The organism is Nocardia sp. NPDC057440 (assembly GCF_042802915.1).
Taxonomy (GTDB): Bacteria; Actinomycetota; Actinomycetes; order Mycobacteriales; family Mycobacteriaceae; genus Nocardia.
This window is the reverse complement of sequence record NZ_JBHVDF010000015.1, coordinates 77,755-93,641: the sequence shown is the minus strand read 5'-3', so window position 1 is coordinate 93,641 and position 15,887 is coordinate 77,755. Positions and strand designations below refer to the sequence as shown.

At 66.2% G+C, this 15,887-nt stretch carries 15 protein-coding genes and 1 pseudogene; 6 read left to right on the top strand and 10 right to left on the bottom strand.

The annotated features are described in order from the left end of the window. Together ACFU4Z_RS27475 and ACFU4Z_RS27470 are read right to left on the bottom strand one after the other, a co-directional pair. Positions 1–498 (bottom strand): annotated as a pseudogene (locus ACFU4Z_RS27475) (ATP-binding cassette domain-containing protein); the annotation flags it as partial. A gap of 10 nt (positions 499–508) precedes the next feature. Beyond that, positions 509–1,678: a sugar ABC transporter substrate-binding protein gene (locus tag ACFU4Z_RS27470; protein WP_379068129.1), complete on the bottom strand. Its 1,170-nt coding sequence runs from the start codon at positions 1,676–1,678 to the stop codon at positions 509–511. Between the two features lie 468 nt (positions 1,679–2,146). On the opposite strand from ACFU4Z_RS27470, the gene ACFU4Z_RS27465 reads away from it, so the two are divergent. Beyond that, entirely contained in the window at positions 2,147–2,599 is a 453-nt protein-coding gene (locus ACFU4Z_RS27465; RefSeq protein ID WP_379068126.1) for a hypothetical protein, read from the top strand. Positions 2,600–2,842: 243 nt separating this feature from the next. Then, on the top strand, positions 2,843–3,550 hold the full coding sequence (locus ACFU4Z_RS27460) for a MerR family transcriptional regulator (RefSeq protein WP_379068123.1): 708 nt from the start codon (positions 2,843–2,845) through the stop codon (positions 3,548–3,550). Between the two features lie 55 nt (positions 3,551–3,605). On the opposite strand, the gene ACFU4Z_RS27455 is transcribed toward ACFU4Z_RS27460, so the two are convergent. The 4 genes from ACFU4Z_RS27455 to ACFU4Z_RS27440 form a co-directional block, all read right to left on the bottom strand. Then, positions 3,606–4,106 (bottom strand): CGNR zinc finger domain-containing protein, encoded by a 501-nt coding sequence (locus ACFU4Z_RS27455; protein ID WP_379068120.1) that lies wholly within the window; start codon positions 4,104–4,106, stop codon positions 3,606–3,608. Between the two features lie 93 nt (positions 4,107–4,199). Continuing rightward, complete coding sequence (locus ACFU4Z_RS27450) at positions 4,200–4,343, bottom strand: hypothetical protein (RefSeq protein WP_379068118.1); 144 nt, start codon at positions 4,341–4,343, stop codon at positions 4,200–4,202. A 3-nt stretch (positions 4,344–4,346) separates the two neighbouring features. Beyond that, on the bottom strand, positions 4,347–5,645 hold the full coding sequence (locus ACFU4Z_RS27445; RefSeq protein ID WP_379068115.1) for a diguanylate cyclase domain-containing protein: 1,299 nt from the start codon (positions 5,643–5,645) through the stop codon (positions 4,347–4,349). Positions 5,646–5,678: 33 nt separating this feature from the next. Further along, positions 5,679–6,488 (bottom strand): SAM-dependent methyltransferase, encoded by an 810-nt coding sequence (locus ACFU4Z_RS27440; RefSeq protein ID WP_379068111.1) that lies wholly within the window; start codon positions 6,486–6,488, stop codon positions 5,679–5,681. 306 nt (positions 6,489–6,794) lie between these two features. On the opposite strand from ACFU4Z_RS27440, the gene ACFU4Z_RS27435 reads away from it, so the two are divergent. Further along, complete coding sequence (locus tag ACFU4Z_RS27435; RefSeq protein WP_379068108.1) at positions 6,795–7,811, top strand: cation diffusion facilitator family transporter; 1,017 nt, start codon at positions 6,795–6,797, stop codon at positions 7,809–7,811. 17 nt (positions 7,812–7,828) lie between these two features. On the opposite strand, the gene ACFU4Z_RS27430 is transcribed toward ACFU4Z_RS27435, so the two are convergent. Next, positions 7,829–8,401 carry a TetR/AcrR family transcriptional regulator gene (locus tag ACFU4Z_RS27430; protein WP_379068105.1) on the bottom strand — a complete coding sequence of 191 codons (573 nt, stop codon included), beginning with the start codon at positions 8,399–8,401 and terminating at the stop codon, positions 7,829–7,831. A gap of 164 nt (positions 8,402–8,565) precedes the next feature. Here ACFU4Z_RS27430 and argS point away from each other — a divergent pair, with 164 nt between their 5' ends. Further along, positions 8,566–10,332 (top strand): arginine--tRNA ligase, encoded by a 1,767-nt coding sequence (argS, locus tag ACFU4Z_RS27425; RefSeq protein WP_379068102.1) that lies wholly within the window; start codon positions 8,566–8,568, stop codon positions 10,330–10,332. A 184-nt stretch (positions 10,333–10,516) separates the two neighbouring features. Here the strand turns inward: argS and ACFU4Z_RS27420 are convergent, their stop codons facing one another. Continuing rightward, positions 10,517–11,119 (bottom strand): TetR/AcrR family transcriptional regulator, encoded by a 603-nt coding sequence (locus ACFU4Z_RS27420; RefSeq protein ID WP_379068099.1) that lies wholly within the window; start codon positions 11,117–11,119, stop codon positions 10,517–10,519. Between the two features lie 95 nt (positions 11,120–11,214). Here ACFU4Z_RS27420 and ACFU4Z_RS27415 point away from each other — a divergent pair, with 95 nt between their 5' ends. Beyond that, on the top strand, positions 11,215–11,646 hold the full coding sequence (locus ACFU4Z_RS27415; protein WP_379068096.1) for a 4-oxalocrotonate tautomerase family protein: 432 nt from the start codon (positions 11,215–11,217) through the stop codon (positions 11,644–11,646). Between the two features lie 405 nt (positions 11,647–12,051). After that, positions 12,052–12,750 carry a hypothetical protein gene (locus ACFU4Z_RS27410; protein ID WP_379068093.1) on the top strand — a complete coding sequence of 233 codons (699 nt, stop codon included), beginning with the start codon at positions 12,052–12,054 and terminating at the stop codon, positions 12,748–12,750. Between the two features lie 106 nt (positions 12,751–12,856). Here the strand turns inward: ACFU4Z_RS27410 and ACFU4Z_RS27405 are convergent, their stop codons facing one another. Then, complete coding sequence (locus ACFU4Z_RS27405; RefSeq protein ID WP_379068090.1) at positions 12,857–14,095, bottom strand: MFS transporter; 1,239 nt, start codon at positions 14,093–14,095, stop codon at positions 12,857–12,859. A gap of 34 nt (positions 14,096–14,129) precedes the next feature. Next, positions 14,130–15,857: a methionine--tRNA ligase gene (gene metG, locus ACFU4Z_RS27400; protein ID WP_379068087.1), complete on the bottom strand. Its 1,728-nt coding sequence runs from the start codon at positions 15,855–15,857 to the stop codon at positions 14,130–14,132. Between the last annotated feature and the right edge of the window lie 30 nt (positions 15,858–15,887).

The following is a 15,887-nucleotide window of genomic DNA, read 5'->3' as shown; positions in this document are numbered from 1 at the left end:
CTGATCGAGTTCTCCGCCCACTGCATGGTTTGTTGGGGTGGCGCGGGGTCGCCGCCCCCCCCCCCCCGGCCCCCGCCCGGGGGCCCGCCCGCCCCCCCCCCCCCCCCCCGACAGCGATGCCAGCGTCTGCCGTGCCGCCTCCTCCATGCTCGCCTCGTCCAGCAGCCACGGACGTCCGCGCTCCCGGCCGAGGAACATGTTCTGCACGATGTCGAGATTGTCGGCCAGCGCGAGATCCTGGTACACGACCTCGATGCCGAGTTCCGCCGCGTCCTTCGGACCGCGGATATGTACCGGCTCGCCCCGGTACTTCACCGTCCCGGAGTCGAAAGCATGAATACCGGCAATGCATTTCACCAAGGTGGACTTGCCTGCACCGTTGTCCCCGACAAGGGCGGTGACCTCACCGGCGGGCGCCGTGAAATCCACATCGTGCAGGACATGGACCGGTCCGAAACTCTTGTTGAGACCGGTGATCTGAAGTAGCGGCTCACTCATATTCGGCGCCTCAGGAAATGCCGAGCTCGGTGCAGGCCGCCCGCAGGTCGCCGCCGCAGATCTCCCGCGCCGGGACATAGCCTTCGGCGACTACCCGCTTGACCTCCGGCCTGGTGATCGTGAACGGCTCCAGCAGCACGGACCGGACCTCACGCTTGCCCTTCGCGTCCAGACTCACGCCGGTGGCGAGGGCATCCGCCGCCGCTTTATCGTTATTGGCGAGTGCGACAGCTAATTTGGCGACCGCGTCGGCCTCCTGCTGGATCGGCTTGAACACCGTCATGTACTGGTCCCCGCGCAGGATCGCCTTCAGGCCTTCGGCTGTCGCATCCTGCCCGGTCACCGGCACCTTCCCATTGAGCCCGTTCTTCTTGAGCACAGTGATCACCGCGCCGGCTAGGCCGTCATTGGCGGCGACCACGCCATCGACCTTCCCGGCATTCGTGGTCAGTATCTGTTCGAAGGTGGTGCCGCCCTTCTGGTTGTTCCATCCGTCGATCGGCTGGCTCTGGACCAGCTTCAGCGCGCCCGAGTCGTACAGCGGCTGCAGAACTTTCCGTTGACCGTCGTGGAACAGCGTGGCGTTGTTGTCGGTCGGGGCCCCCTCGATCTCGATCACCTGCCCGCCGGGCTTGTCCTTCAGCGCATCGGCCAACCCCTGACCCTGCAACTGCCCGACCCGCACATTGTCGAACGACACGTAGTAGTCCGAGGATCCGCCGAGGTTGAGCCGGTCGTAGTCGATCGTCGGAATCCCGGCCTTCTTCGCCTTGGCCGCCACCGCGCCGCCGACTTCGCTGTTGATCGCCGCGATGATCAACACCTTCACGCCCTTGGCGATCATGCCGTCCGCCAAGGTAGTGAACTTCTGCACCTCACCCTGGGCGTTCTGCACATCGGCATCGAAACCCTGCGCGCTCAGAGCCTTCTCGAGCATCGGTTTGTCGAAGCCCTCCCATCGCGCCGACGTCGCGGTCTCCGGCAGGATCACCCCGATCGTCCCGTTCTTCCCACCGCCGGACTTGGTCTCGCCGTCCCCGTCATTACGCGAGGTGTTCGCGCCGCAGGCGGTGAGCGCCAACACCCCGGCCAACCCCACCGCCACAGCCCCATGCCGCATCCCGACCCGTGCCCGTCCGTGCCCGTTTTTTCCGAACGAGACCTGGCTTTTAGTCCGCATCTGGAGGAACCTTCCTGGAACAACCGACGACCCGTCGGAAGGACTCCGGCACTGCGTCGAGCTAATATGTTGTGGGCAACAACATATGCCGGAGGGCGGCGCCAGGGGCGCGGATAACATCACGATTCGATAACAGTGGACATGCCTACGCGTGTCGCTCACGACGCGCCTTCGTCGCAGTCCGCCGCCGGGCACGACGCCTATCGGTCGGCCACGGCGCCGGCGGATAGCAAGCTCGGACAACCGGCCGTACTGACGCAAACAGCGCAACCATCAAGTGTTCGCCGATCACACTCTCGCGGACTGTCACAGCGCACTTCTCGAAACACTCGCCGAGTGCGCGCCCGCTCTACTGCGCCAGCGGGGCTGCGCGCGATCTTCACTCATAGCTGAAACGAATACTTCGTGACGATCGACAGGCACGGGAGTTCGTTTATCTGCACCCATCGAAATCATCGAGGAGATTGCATGAAGCGCAACATCAAGAGGTTCGCCGGCGTGTTGGCCGCCGCGGCCGTGGCACCGGCCCTGCTGGCCGGTACCGCACAGGCCGATGACGGCAACACCGTGTATTTCAGCAGCGGCGTTATGCAGTGCTCCATCACCGGCGACGGCACCGTGGGCTGCGATCTGACGAACTCCATGCAGATCCAATACACGTTCCTGCCGTTCCTCTTCCCGGTGCGCGACATCGTGATCGACCAACTGTCGCTGCCCGCCCACCCCACTTTCATGAGCGGCACGCCGCGCACACTGACGGGCGGCAACCCGACCCTCTCCGACGTCAGGACCGGCGACGGTCAGTGGGGCCCCTTCATCGAGCACGCCGGGGCCAGGTGCGAAACCGGGTTCCACGGCAGCTTCACCTGCAAGACGAAGGGGCGCGGCTTCTCGGTCTACAGCGGGATCATCTCCGCCTGAGCCGAGGGCCCCAGCCGACGCCCTGATCGCGCGGGGCGTCGGCGCGTGGCAGCCGTCCCTAGGTAGCCGGTGAGTGTGGCGCCGCTGTCGGCGAGGTCCCCTCCGGCAGTGATGATCGACGCGTGAGTCACAGTTCTCACACTCCGCAGCGCGATTACCTTCAATCACATTATGGAAATTTCTGTAAACTTATCCCGTGAATAGCACTGCTGTCTCCGTCGAACCTTCAAACACCAGGTAGAGATGGGTAGCGGACGACTGCGTCCGGTCGACCTCGCGCGGGCACACGGTCTGTCCACGCAGGCGATCCGGAACTACGAGGAAGCGGGCATCCTCCCGCCTGCCGAACGCACGCCCACCGGGTATCGCGTCTACACGTCCTTGCACGCCGAGGCGCTGCGGGCGTTCGCCGCTCTGGTGCCCGCCCACGGCCACCAGACTGCGACGGCGATCATGCGGGCCGTCAATGACAACGCCGTCGCGGATGCGCTGGCGCTGGTCGACGCAAGCCATGCGCAACTCCTGGAAGACCGCAAGACACTCGACCTGGTGGACAAGGCGCTGCGGGACCTGACGTCACCGCGTGCCCAGGGATCGCCACACACCGGAGCGATGTTCATCGGCCCACTCGCCCGCCGACTACGCGTCCGACCGGCGACGCTGCGGAAATGGGAACAGGCCGGATTGATCACACCGGACCGCGATCCGGAGACCGGCTATCGCGTCTACACACCGGACGATGTCCGCGACGTTCATCTGGCTCACCAATTGCGCCGTGGCGGATACCTTTTGAGCCAGATTGCCCCGCTCCTCGACCAAGTGCGCACCGCAGGCGGACTGGCTCCATTGGAGGCCACCCTCGGCGACTGGCGTGACCGCCTCACGCAACGCGGCCGGGCCATGCTGACCGGCGCCGCCGAGCTGAATTCCTATCTGACGCACCGTGAATGACGTGTCGCACTGTGCGCGCGATGCCCGACACACTCGGCGCAGTCCCCACCCATCGTCAGGCCGAACGACGAACTCGATGCTCGGCCACATGCACACGGTTCGAGCAGCGCGTCGAGCAGAACCGTCGCCGCCCGTTACGGGAGGTGTCGACGAAGACCAGGCCGCACCCGGTCCGAGCGCAGCGCCCGATTCGGGCCGGATCTTCGCAGAACAATTCCGCCAGGCCTGCCGCGGTGTAAGCCTTGACCCGCTCGTCGATGGGCGCGGTCTCGCGGGCGAAATGCAGGTGCGGCTTCCTGCCGTCGTGGGTGGAGATGTATGGCTGACTCGTCGTCTCGGCCAGCAACGCGTTGAGCAGCTCGACGCTCGGCGCGGAGAAGGCCGCGTCGAGCTTGGCGATCCAACGGCGCAGTTCCGCGTCTTGGCGGCCATTCAGTGAGCTCAGCGGCTTGTATCCGGATTCGTCGAGCAACGCGAGGAGATCCTGGCCCGGGTCGGCGTTCACCAATCGGGCCGCGAGTTCGGCCGCCGCGCCTCCGTAAGGGTTGAAATGCACTGACTCATTACATCAGGCTGGACCCATGTTCGCCACCTGCCCCTCGTGCTCCTGGCCCACCCCCGCGCTCGTGTCGTCACACGGCTTCGTTCGCTACCTGCGCTGCGTGTGCGGCCAGTGGTTGGTCAGTGAATGCGGCGCGGTGGTGGCGACCGCGGGAACCAGCGCGTTCGGCAATTCGAGCAGCGCCGAATGCAGTGCGCCGGTGACACTTCCGGAACACTGACCACGAATCACCCGCTACGGCACCTGGAAACGCTGCCCGCGCCCCCGCGCTCCCGCGGCAGCCTTGTTCCGATACATCGCCGTGTCGACCGCATGCATCAACTCGTCGACCTCCGTCGGCCGGTCCTCGGCGAACACCGCGCCGATGCTGGCGCCGACGCCGACGGGACGTCCGGCGACCTGCATCGGCGCGGCGAGTGCGGCGAGTAGCAGGTCCGAGATCGTATCCAATTCTTTTCGGCTGGAACATTTTTCGACCAGCACAATGAATTCGTCGCCGCCGATTCTGGCCACCAGGCCGCCGACCGGTTCGACGGAAGCCTGTAGTCGTTGCGCGACGTCGCGTAGCACCCGGTCGCCGACGGTGTGGCCCCACACGTCGTTGATCTCCTTGAAACCGTCGAGATCCAGATAGCACACTCCCACCGGCGGCGTGGCCCGTGCCAGCCGATCGAAGAAGAGCACCCGGTTCGGCAGGCCGGTGAGGCTGTCGTGGTTGGCATCGTGCCACAGGCGATCGGAGAGCTGCTTGCGTTCGGTCACATCGACGGCGACACCGATGAGGAAGCGGGCCCGGCCACTGCTGTCGCGCACCGCGGACATCGACAGGTCGATGCTGGCCACGGTGCCATCGGGGCGCACGTGGTCGGTCTCGAGACGGAAGCGATTGCTCGCTCCGCTGAGCATTCGCTCCAGCTCCGCGTACGCGTGCCCGATATTCCGCGGGCCGAGCAGCTCGGCCACGGAACGGCCGGGCATGCTGGCCGCCGGCCTGCCGAGCATTTCGGCCATGGCCGTGTTCACGTCGAGCACGTTGCCGGTGACATCGACGGTGCCGATGCCCACCGACGCGCCCTCGAAGACCGCCTCGAACCTGGCCTCCGACAACTGTCGCCGCGCCTCGGCGTCCTGGGCAGCCGACAATACGGCTGCCAGCGTGGTTTCCTGTTCACCCAACGCCGCGCTGCGTAGCGCCCCGGTGAAGCCCGCGGCGAACTCGGCGGCCACCGCGATCGCCCGATCGCGGATCTGCTCGTAGTCGGGGGCGGTACGGGCCGGGCAGATCATCCGGACCATGTCCTGACAGATCACCGGAATCGAGCGGCTGACCGCCACCGGGTCGCGGTAGTTGGCGGCGACGAGCGCCGCGGCGGCAGCGTGCGCGACGGTGACATCGGCGGTCCCCCGCACCGCGGCCACCAGCGCCTCGGCCTGCTCGCCGAGCAATCCTTCGATCTGGGTTCGCGTGAGCGTCGGCGCGACGACACCATCGAGCGCGTCGGCCCACCGCACCGCCAACTCACGCAACCCCACGTCACTAACCCCCTACCGGCTCTATTCGCCCTCTCAGACCTTGAAGCCGACGCCCGCCAAGCCGAGCGAGCGGCCCGGCGCCTCGTGTAGGTCGCGCTCGGATTCCGGCCGCCACGCGGGCAGCTCGACCACACCAGGCTCGACCAGCTCCCATCCTTCGAACATAGTCTCGATAGCGTCCCTGGAACGGAAGTGGATGCCGATCCGGTTCTCGTTGGCCGCGTTGGCGCCCAGCTTGTTCGCGTCCTCGGGGCGCAGCGCCGATGTCAGGTGGGAGATCGCGACATAACTGCCGGTGGGGACGGCCCCATGAAGCCGGGCGACCATGTCGGCGGGTCGATCCTCGTCCGAGAGCAGGTGCAGCACCGCGAACAGCAGCACGCCGACGGGCTTGTCGAAGTCGAGCACCCCGGTTTCCCGGACGCGAGCCAACAGTTCGTCCGGTTTGCGCAGGTCGGCCTCGATGGCGGTGGCATTGTCGTTGCCCTGCAGGATCGCCCGTGAATGCGCGACGGCGACCGGGTCGATGTCCGCATAGAGCACCCGGCACTGCGGATCGATGGCCTGCGCGACCTCGTGGACATTGCCTGCGGTCGGAATGCCCGAGCCGATGTCGAGGAACTGCCTGATGCCCGAATCGGCGAGGAAACGCACGGCCCGCCGCAGGAAAGCACGGTTGCTCAACGCCAATCGCGGCAGGTCGGGCACCAATTGCTTACCCATCTCGGCGGCCTTGCGATCGATCTCGAAGTTGTGCGAGCCGCCGAGCAGGGCGTCATACATCCGTGCCGGGCTCGCCTGCTGCATATCCACGCCTTCGGGCGCCCACGCCGGCCTATCCATCGAAAACCCCTCTACGCTCACGATCGGACCTTCCCGACTCCGGGCCGGCCCGCCCCGTCCGGATGCGGTGTTCTCGATCACCCGAAAGGCGCAGTCCGCATAGTAGCCGGGCCGGCGAATTCCGGTGCACCGCACATGATCACGAAACCGCCCGAGCCGGACGGCGACATCCGGCCTTCGGGGGCCTGGCGGGACTGCATGACACGCGCTTAATATTCATACATGCGCATGCGTGCAAGATGGGTTACCCTATCCTGCGGCAGGCTGGTGAAACAGAAGGGACGTTCGACTATGGGAGAGCAATGCGTGTCGCCGAAGCGGTCGGTGGAGACAGTCCCGCACACCGGCCACGATCATGGCGCGGAGGCCGGTCACGGCCATGCGAATGACCACTCGCACGGTCACGACCATGGCGTTTCGGCGAATTCCGACCCGCGCTGGCTGTCCATAGCGCTCGGGCTGATCGTCGCCTTCATGACGGTCGAGGTGGTCGTCGGCATCCTGGCCAACTCGCTGGCGCTGATCACCGATGCGGGGCACATGCTCACCGATGCCGCATCGATCGTGCTCGCCATGATCGCCATCCGGCTCGCCAAGCGGCCCGCGGCGGGCCGGTTCACCTATGGGTTCAAGCGCGTCGAGATACTGTCCGCCCAGGCCAACGGGATCACCCTGCTCTTGCTCGCGGTGTGGTTCGTGTACGAGGGCATCAGCAGACTGATCGATCCGCCCGATGTCTCGGGTCCGCTGGTGTTGATCACCGCGCTGGTCGGGATCGTCGTCAACATCGCCGCGGCCTGGAGCATCAGCCGCGCCAACCGCACCAGTTTGAACGTCGAAGGCGCCTTCCAGCACATCCTCAACGACCTCTACGCCTTCATCGGCACCGCCATCGCGGGTGCGGTGGTGTGGCTGACCGGTTTCGCCCGCGCCGACGCCATCGCCGCGCTGGTCGTCGCCGTCCTGATGGCCAAGGCGGGCTGGTCGCTGGTCCGTGAATCCGGCCGCATTTTCCTCGAGGCCGCGCCCGCGCACCTCGACCCCGATGTCATCGGCGCGCGCATCGTCACCATCCCGCAGGTGACCGAGGTGCACGACCTGCATGTCTGGCAGATCACCTCCGGCCAGCCCTCGCTGTCGGCACACGTCCTCGTGGCCGACGGCGCCGACTGTCACGCGGCTCGCTCGACGATCGAAACAACCCTGCACGACGAGTTCGGCCTGGAACACACCACGTTGCAGGTCGACCACGTCTCGGACCTCGATCCGTCCCCCGCAGACCTGCACTGCGCGGATTCCCACGGGCCGATCCACCGATCCTGACCACCGGCCGCGGTCCACTACGCCCCGTCGAGCAGACTCAGCAGGGTCCGGCACACCGCGTCGGAGGCCGCCTCGGGTGACCTCCCGCACCGATCGACGAGATGGTGACGGAAGCTCCACGCGGTCGTGGCCTCGATCAGATCGAGGAGTTGTTCGCCGTCGGGCCGCTCGAGCTCGACGGCGAAGGTGCGGGCGAGCTGCTCGCGCAGCAAGCGATCCCCGCGCCGCATCCGCTCATCGATAATGGGCACGCTCGGCGATTCGACGAGGCCGGTCAACCGGATCCGGCGCTGCAGGGTGAACACCTGTGCGGTCTGCGCCACGACCGCATCCACCCGGTCGCGCAACGGCAAGTCCGGGTCCGCACCGGAAATCAGCTGTTCGACGCGATCGGTCTGCTGAATTGTCGCGGCGGCCTTGAGCTCGTCCAGGTCCGGGAAATGCACGAAGATACTGCGCAGCGAAACCCCGGCCCGCTCGGCAATACTCTTCGCGGTCGGCGACACCTCCCCCGCGTCCAAAGCCGCCAGCAGCGCGTCAATGATCATCGCCCGCGTCCGAATCGGATCACGGATCCGTCCGCGCGCCATTTCGCCTCCTGTTGAGCTGGTTGACCAGAGATTAACGCCGAGCCCACCGCGACGGCCGGTAGACCCGCTGACGCCACCATCACTCGGGCCGGCAATAACCACCTGCGTAACTCCGGCCCACCGGAGACAATGGCGCTTTCCCACAAGCCAGGAGGACATCGTCTGTGAGCAACCCCGGAGTGCCGCCGCTGCTCGGTCAGGTCGCCGCTGTCGTCGCCGAGGCGATCAGCAGGACCCGACCCGACATGACAGGCGCGGACCCGGTTGTCCGACGATCCGTGCACGCCGACTTCCAATCCAATGCGGCTCTCGCACTTGCCAAACGCCTCCACCTGAAGCCGGCCGAATTCGCTGAACAGCTCGTCGAGGCACTGGCCACGGAAGCCGAACATCTCCTCGCGTCGGTCGAGCTGTCCGGGCCTGGATTCCTCAACATCGCGGTGCCCGACCGCGCGGTCTGGGCACAGGTGGCGGCGCGGCTGGCCGAGGATCGCCTCGGCGTCGCCGCCTCGGAAATCGGGCGGCGCACGGTAGTCGACTACTCGGCTCCCAACATCGCCAAGGATATGCACGTCGGGCATCTGCGCACCACGATCATCGGCGACAGTCTGGCGCGGGTGCTCGGATTCCTCGGCGCCGACGTGATCCGGCAGAATCACCTGGGCGACTGGGGAACCCAGTTCGGGATGCTCATTCAGTACCTCGATGAACACTCCGATGCGCAGTGGCGCCACGATGATCTCGCGGTCGACACCTCGGCGGTCTCCGCATTGGATGGGCTCTATAAAGCAGCCCGCGCCGCCTTCGATGCCGACTCCGATTTCGCCGACCGCTCCCGAACCCGTGTGGTGGCGCTGCAATCCGGCGACCCCGCCACGATGGAGCGGTGGCGCGAGATCGTCACCGAATCGGAAAAGGCGTTCGGCGACATCTATCGCCGACTCGGCGTGCTGCTCACTCCCGACGACTACGTCGGCGAGTCGTTCTACAACCCGCTGCTGGCCGAGACCATTGCCGAGCTCGTGGACAAAGGCATCGCTGTCGACAGTGAGGGCGCACTGGTCGTGTTCTCCGAGGAGGTCACCGGCCCCGACGACAAGCCGGTGCCGCTGATGGTCCGCAAGCGCGACGGCGGATTCGGTTACGACTCCACCGATCTGGCCACCATCCGCTACCGCATCACCACCTTGCGTGCCGATCGGCTGCTCTACGTCACCGACTCCCGGCAGGCACTTCACTTCCGACTCGTCTTCGAAACCGCACGCAGGGCCGGGTGGCTGACCGATGTCGTCGACGCCGAACACGTCGCCTACGGAACAGTTCTCGGGCCGGACGGACGGCCCTTCAAGACTCGGGCAGGCGGCACCGTGCGGCTGATAGAACTGCTCGACGAGGCAGTCGCCACCGCCGCGGCGGTAGTCGCGGAAAAGAACCCCGACATGCCGCGTGCGGACCTGGACAGCATTGCCGAGCAGTCCGGCATCGGCGCGGTGAAGTACGCCGACCTGTCCACCTCGCGCGTCAAGGATTACGCCTTCGACCTCGACCGCATGGTCGCCCTACACGGCAACACCGGCGTCTACCTCCAGTACGCACACGCCCGGATCCGTTCCATCCTCCGGAAGGCCGGAGACAACGACGCCGTCATCGATCCGACCATTGCGCTACGGCCTGCCGAACGAGCTCTGGCGCTGGAGCTCGACGGTTACGGCGCGGCGATCGCCGAGGTCGGCGCGACTCTCGAACCGCACCGGCTCTGCGGATACCTCTACGACCTCGCCCGCGATTTCACCACCTTCTACGACAACTGTCCCGTCCTCGCCGCCGACGAACCCATCCGCGGAAACCGGCTCGCCCTGTGCCGTCTCACGGCGGGCACCCTTGAACACGGTCTAGGGCTACTCGGCATCGCCGCACCCGAACGCATGTGAACCGCAATCGGATCGGGGCGGACCTGGCGGTGTGGTCCGCCGACCGGGCGCGATCGCCGGGCGCCTGCGAGCAGTGTTGCGGGTTCCAGCACCACCCCGGGGCGTGGTCGATGCGGCGTCCCCGCGGTGAGAATTACGGTCCGATGCCGGTACCCGTCGGCCTGTCGCCGCGGCGGGCCGCGTCTTATTCGGGCGACGCCGCTTCGGCGGTGCCGGTGACGACACCGACCAGGAATTCGAGCTGAGCCGCCACCCGGTCCAACGGTCGCGCACTTCGTTCCGCACGACACATGGCAACGGTGCCCTCGACAGCGGCAACAATCAGCGTGGCGGTGCGTTCAGCATCGAGATCTGTTGCGCCATGGGCGCGTAACGATTCCGCGAGCAACGATGTCCAGTGCTGGAAAGCAGCGGCAGCGGCGGCGCGCGGTGCCGACTCCTCGTCCGGCGCATCTTCCACCGACACCGCGAGCACCGGGCATCCAGCGCGGAATTCGCTGTCCACCACTACCTTTCGCCACATCGTCAAAAACGCGCGCAACCCGGCGCGCGGCCCCTTCTCCAGTGCCGCTCCGAGCGCGCGGACGGTCAGCTCATCGGCCCATCGCACCGCTTCCTCGGCCAACTGCTGTTTGCCGCCGGGGAAGTAGTGGTAGGTCGAGCCGAGCGGGGCACCGGAATGTTTGGCCAGCTCGCGCACACTGGTCGCATTGAGGCCGCGGCGTCGAATCATGTCCGCAGCACCGGCCACCATCCGATCACGCGCAGGCGTGGATGCTTCGGCCATCTCCACCTCCTTGCTTATAACGGTCGCCATAGCCTAGCGTAGGCATTCGTTATGACATCTGTCATAACGACACACAGAAGCACTAGGAGCCCGCCATGCCGATGATTCAGCTGACCCTGCCCGCCGGGCTACTCACCACCGACACCCGTGGCGAGTTGCGGAAAACCCTCCCCGCGACGCTGTTGAAGTGGGAAGGCGCGCCGGACAACGCGTTCTTCCGCGCCCAGGCCTGGTGCCGCGTGGAGGAAGTGAGCGACGGCATGTTCGCCGCGCTGGAGGACGAGCTGCCGCGGTTCCTGGTCGATGTGACCGTGCCGGAAGGCGCGTTGTCCGACCGCCGCAAAGCCGGACTCATCAAGGAGGTCACCGAGCAGGTCCTGGCAGCGGCAGGTCTCGGCGAGGCCGATGCGATCCGGGTGTGGGTATTGATCCACGACCAGCCCGAGGGCACCTGGGGCGCCGCAGGCAACGTGGTGCATTTCAAGGAGCTCGCGGCGCTCGCGGCCGATCGGCATGCCGATGCGTGAGGAGTAGAGCCGCCGAGCAGGTTGATCGGGTGGCAGCCCTCATGCCGCACCGCGCACGTTCGCTGTCAGTCGACGAGTGGCAAGACCGGAGGTACCTGTCGTCGCGTAGGCGATGTCGAGAAGCGCATGGGTCCGGCTCGACAGCAAGCCCGACATCGACTTACTCCCGCCTCGGTCCTTCCTGCACTGAACGCACGAGTTCACCACTCGCGCAACGCAAATCGCTGCGCTGCACCTATATCCGACGGTACGCTGTGCGGACAAAACTCAGTACCCGGCGAGCGTTGCCACTTGCACCGCTCTCGAACGAGGACCGCGATGCAACCCAGTGGTGATGCGGCGAGCAAAGCCGAACATCGACAGGCCCGCACGCCGAGCCGTGCGCTAGGAGATCAGGTCGAAGTCGTGAAGGTCCTCGCCGCGCTCGGTGGAAACTGGGGTTATCTCTGCGCGGCAGCCGGGAACGTCATCACATTCGGCTTGCTCTTCGAGCCGTGGCTCGACATCAACGGTGGCTCTGGCAACATCAAGTCGGACGCCTTCGGGAAATTCCAGATATCCAGTTCGCTCATGGGCCTGTGGTCGGGATCTCCACCGCCCGCCGCGACGATCAACGGCACGTGGGCCGTCCTCGCCTGCGCGGCCATCGGCGTCACCGTGTGTACCACCTTGGTCAATCTTCGTGCACGTACCAAGGCACTTTCTCATCTGACTACGGTTTCCTCGGTAGCAGTAGCGCTTTTCATTGTCTTCGCCCTCGTCCACATGAATGGCAAAGTGTCCGATGTGCGAGGCATGCTCGGGTTCGGCCCCTTCCGAGATCTGGGCACCCAGGCCGGCCTGATGATGCGCTGGGCCTCCGGCAACGGCCGACCGCCGGTGCCCGGACTCCGCCAGGTTTCCTACACCACTGCCGGTCTCACGTCCGAGGCATGGTACGCGGGTGTGACGGCGGTGAGCTCTGCTGTGGCCGCTATCGCTCAATGCGCGCGTAACCGCTCGAGCGATGTCATCCGGCTACCGCTGCGTATCCGACGGCCCACGTCGACCGAAACTCCAGAGCTCGACGCCGACCCGAAGCAAACGGTGGAGCCAGAATCCTGAGCTCTACCGGCGGGCGTGCATACCTGCGGGCGAAGCCGAGCCCGGTTGTCGCCAGACTGACCCGGTTCGGGGCGGCGGCCCAGCGTGTCACCGGGTCGAGCGCGGGTCAACCCATCCGCCGGATCGACCAGACCGATCTCACAGACAGATTCATCGCCACGGCGGCGATGATCCCTATCCCGCAGACGAACTCGAGGACGAACAACGAGACGTCCCGACTGACGAGGCCGACCGCCAGGTAGCCGAACGGGACCGCCGACAATTCCCCGAGGGACGTGAACGCGTAGACACGGCCCTGCATGTCGTCGCTGATGTGCTGACCCAGCGCGGTCGACCAGCAGATGATGCCGATGTCCATGCCGATGCCCGCCGCCACCGAACAGGCGACGACGATCGCGATCGGGCACTGCGCGGCGAGCGCGATTAGCGGCGCGGCCAGGGTGCCGCACGCGAGGATGCTCACCACGACCAGTCTCCGTGGCCGCCACCGCAGCATGACGAACCCGCCCAGCACCATCCCCAGCCCGAACGCGCCTTGCACGAGGCCCCACCGCGCGGATCCGCCGTCGGCCCGTGCCATGATCCCGGGCCCGGTCAGTTGGTAGCCGACCCGCCAGCACAGGACGAGCAGGGAACCGAAGACGACATTGGCCGACAGCCACGTCTTCCGGCTGATCTCGACCGCGCCGTCGAGCAGCGACCGCCACGCGCCGGTGGCGCGGCCGGTGTCGACGCGGGCGAGATCGAGCTTCAGCACCATCACCGAGGCGAGGAAGAAGGTCGCGGCATCGAAGACCAGCACCCAGCCGGGCGAGGTCACCGCCGCGACCGCCCCGCCGATTACCGGGCCCGCGATGCGAATCGTGTTGCCTCCCAACCTGTTCACGGCGTTGACGGAAGGCAGCTGCTGAACGGAACCGACGACCTGGCGCAGGATCCCCTGGGCCGCCGGTCCGATGACGGTCGCCGCCGCGCCCGAGACGAAGCCCGCCACCGCGAGACTCACCGTGTCGCCCGCGCCGGAGAGCACCAGAGCCGCTGTGCACAGCTGCGCGATCCCCGCTCCGCAGCGACCGATCACCAGCAGCCTGGACCTCGAGAACCGGTCGGCCAGTACCCCGCCCAGCAGCAGGAACAACAGCGCGGGAATCGTGTTGAGGGCCAATACGACCGACAATCCGGCGAAACCCGAACCGGTGCCGAGAACAGCGAACGCCAGGGCCACCGGAGCCACCGACGACCCCAGCATGCTGGTCATGTTGGCGGCCAGGACCCGCCTGACCCGAGGTTCGGCCAGTATCGACCGGGACGTATCGGCGGCGCGCAGCGTGTCGGCACCCTCCACGATCTCCCCCCTCACCCGGTGCGCGGATTTCGCCCTAGCGAATCTCGTCCTCGGCTCCGAAGCGTTCCCGCCACCGATCGACATCGTCCTCGGGGATCTTGGCGAACAGCACGGGCGGCACCGTGAACCGCGTTCCGGCGTCCAACCAGGTCAGCGCGGCCACGTCGGACGCTTGGGGCCAGCAAATGCCGGACACGTCCTGTTCGGGCGCGAGCCAGAGTTGCCGCAGCGTCCGCGCGGTCGTGGGTATCAACGGCTCGGAGATCTGCGCGAACAGGTAGATGATATTGGCGGCGGTCCGCAATGTGAGCGCGGCGGCTTCGGGATCGGTCTTCAACTGGGTCCACGGCGCTTTGTCGTCGATGTATTCGTTGCCAAGACTCCACATCGCGCGCAGAACCGCGGTCGCCTTGCGCAGCTCGATCCGGTCGAGGTGATTCTCGTAGCGCTCGAACAGTTCCACCAGCCGCCCACCGAGCTCTCGCTCCGCGTCCCCCGGCGCGGCACCGGCGGGCAGCGCGTCGCCGAATCGCTTGGCGATGAATGTCAATACCCTGTTGACGAAATTACCCAGTACGTCCGCGAGATCCTTGTTCACCTGACCGGCGAACAACTCCCAGGTGAAACTGACATCATCGGATTCGGGAGCGTTGGCGATCATGAAATACCGCCAGTAGTCGGCGGGGAGCAGCTCCAGCGCGTCATCGGTGAACACGCCGCGATGTTGCGAGGTGGAGAACTTGCCGCCGTAGTAGTTCAGCCAGTTGAACGACTTGATGTAGTCGACCATTTTCCAGGGCTCCCGGACACCGAGTTGCATCGCCGGAAACATCACGCTGTGGAAAGGGACGTTGTCCTTGCCCATGAATTCGGTGTAGCGCACGTCCTCGGCGTCGAACCACCACGACTTCCAGTCGGCGCGTCGCGGGTCGGCGTCGGACCATTCCTTGGTGGCGGCGAGGTATCCGAGTGGTGCGTCGAACCACACGTAGAACACTTTGCCCTGCGCGGCCAACTCCGGCCAGACGTCCGCGGGCACGGGCACGCCCCAGTCGAGATCGCGGGTGACGGCACGGTCGTGCAAACCCTCGGCGAGCCATTTCCGCGCGATGGACACCGTCAGGTGCGGCCACTCGCCGGCGACCGCGTCGATCCATGCCTGGATCTCGTTCTGCAGGGCGGACTGCCGGAAGTACAGGTGGGCGGTCTCCCGCACCTCGAGATCCGTGGTGCCGCTGATCGCCGAGCGCGGGTCAACGAGGTCGGTCGGATCGAGCAGCCGAGTGCAGTTTTCGCATTGATCGCCGCGGGCGCGTTCGTAGGCGCAGTGCGGACACGTCCCCACCACATAGCGATCCGGCAGGAAGCGCCCGTCGGCCACGGAGTACACCTGACGTGCGGATCGCTCCTCGAGGAACCCGTGTTCATGGAGCTTTCGTGCGAAATGCTGTGTTATCTCCGCGTTCTGCGGCGACGATGTACGTCCGAAATAGTCGAACGACAACCCGAACCCGTCGTAGATCTGCTTCTGGGTGTCGTGCGCGCGGGCGCAGAACTCCGCGACGGTCGTGCCCGCCTCGGCCGCCGCCAATTCGGCCGGTGTGCCGTGTTCGTCGGTGGCACAGATAAACAACACCTCGTGTCCGCGAGCGCGCATGTACCTCGCGTAGACGTCCGCCGGCAGCATCGACCCGACGAGGTTGCCCAGATGCTTGATTCCGTTGATGTAGGGCAGGGCGCTCGTGACAAGGTGGCGCGCCATGACGGCACTCCCTTCGGGTTGACAGTCGTA

Bases quoted from the DNA above. Each gene is read 5' to 3' on its own strand.
- ACFU4Z_RS27470 (WP_379068129.1), bottom strand. From the start codon at position 1,678: ATGCGGACTAAAAGCCAGGTCTCGTTCGGAAAAAACGGGCACGGACGG.
- ACFU4Z_RS27465 (WP_379068126.1), top strand. From the start codon at position 2,147: ATGAAGCGCAACATCAAGAGGTTCGCCGGCGTGTTGGCCGCCGCGGCC.
- ACFU4Z_RS27460 (WP_379068123.1), top strand. From the start codon at position 2,843: ATGGGTAGCGGACGACTGCGTCCGGTCGACCTCGCGCGGGCACACGGT.
- ACFU4Z_RS27440 (WP_379068111.1), bottom strand. From the start codon at position 6,488: ATGGATAGGCCGGCGTGGGCGCCCGAAGGCGTGGATATGCAGCAGGCG.
- ACFU4Z_RS27430 (WP_379068105.1), bottom strand. From the start codon at position 8,401: ATGGCGCGCGGACGGATCCGTGATCCGATTCGGACGCGGGCGATGATC.
- ACFU4Z_RS27420 (WP_379068099.1), bottom strand. From the start codon at position 11,119: ATGGCCGAAGCATCCACGCCTGCGCGTGATCGGATGGTGGCCGGTGCT.
- ACFU4Z_RS27415 (WP_379068096.1), top strand. From the start codon at position 11,215: ATGCCGATGATTCAGCTGACCCTGCCCGCCGGGCTACTCACCACCGAC.
- metG (WP_379068087.1), bottom strand. From the start codon at position 15,857: ATGGCGCGCCACCTTGTCACGAGCGCCCTGCCCTACATCAACGGAATC.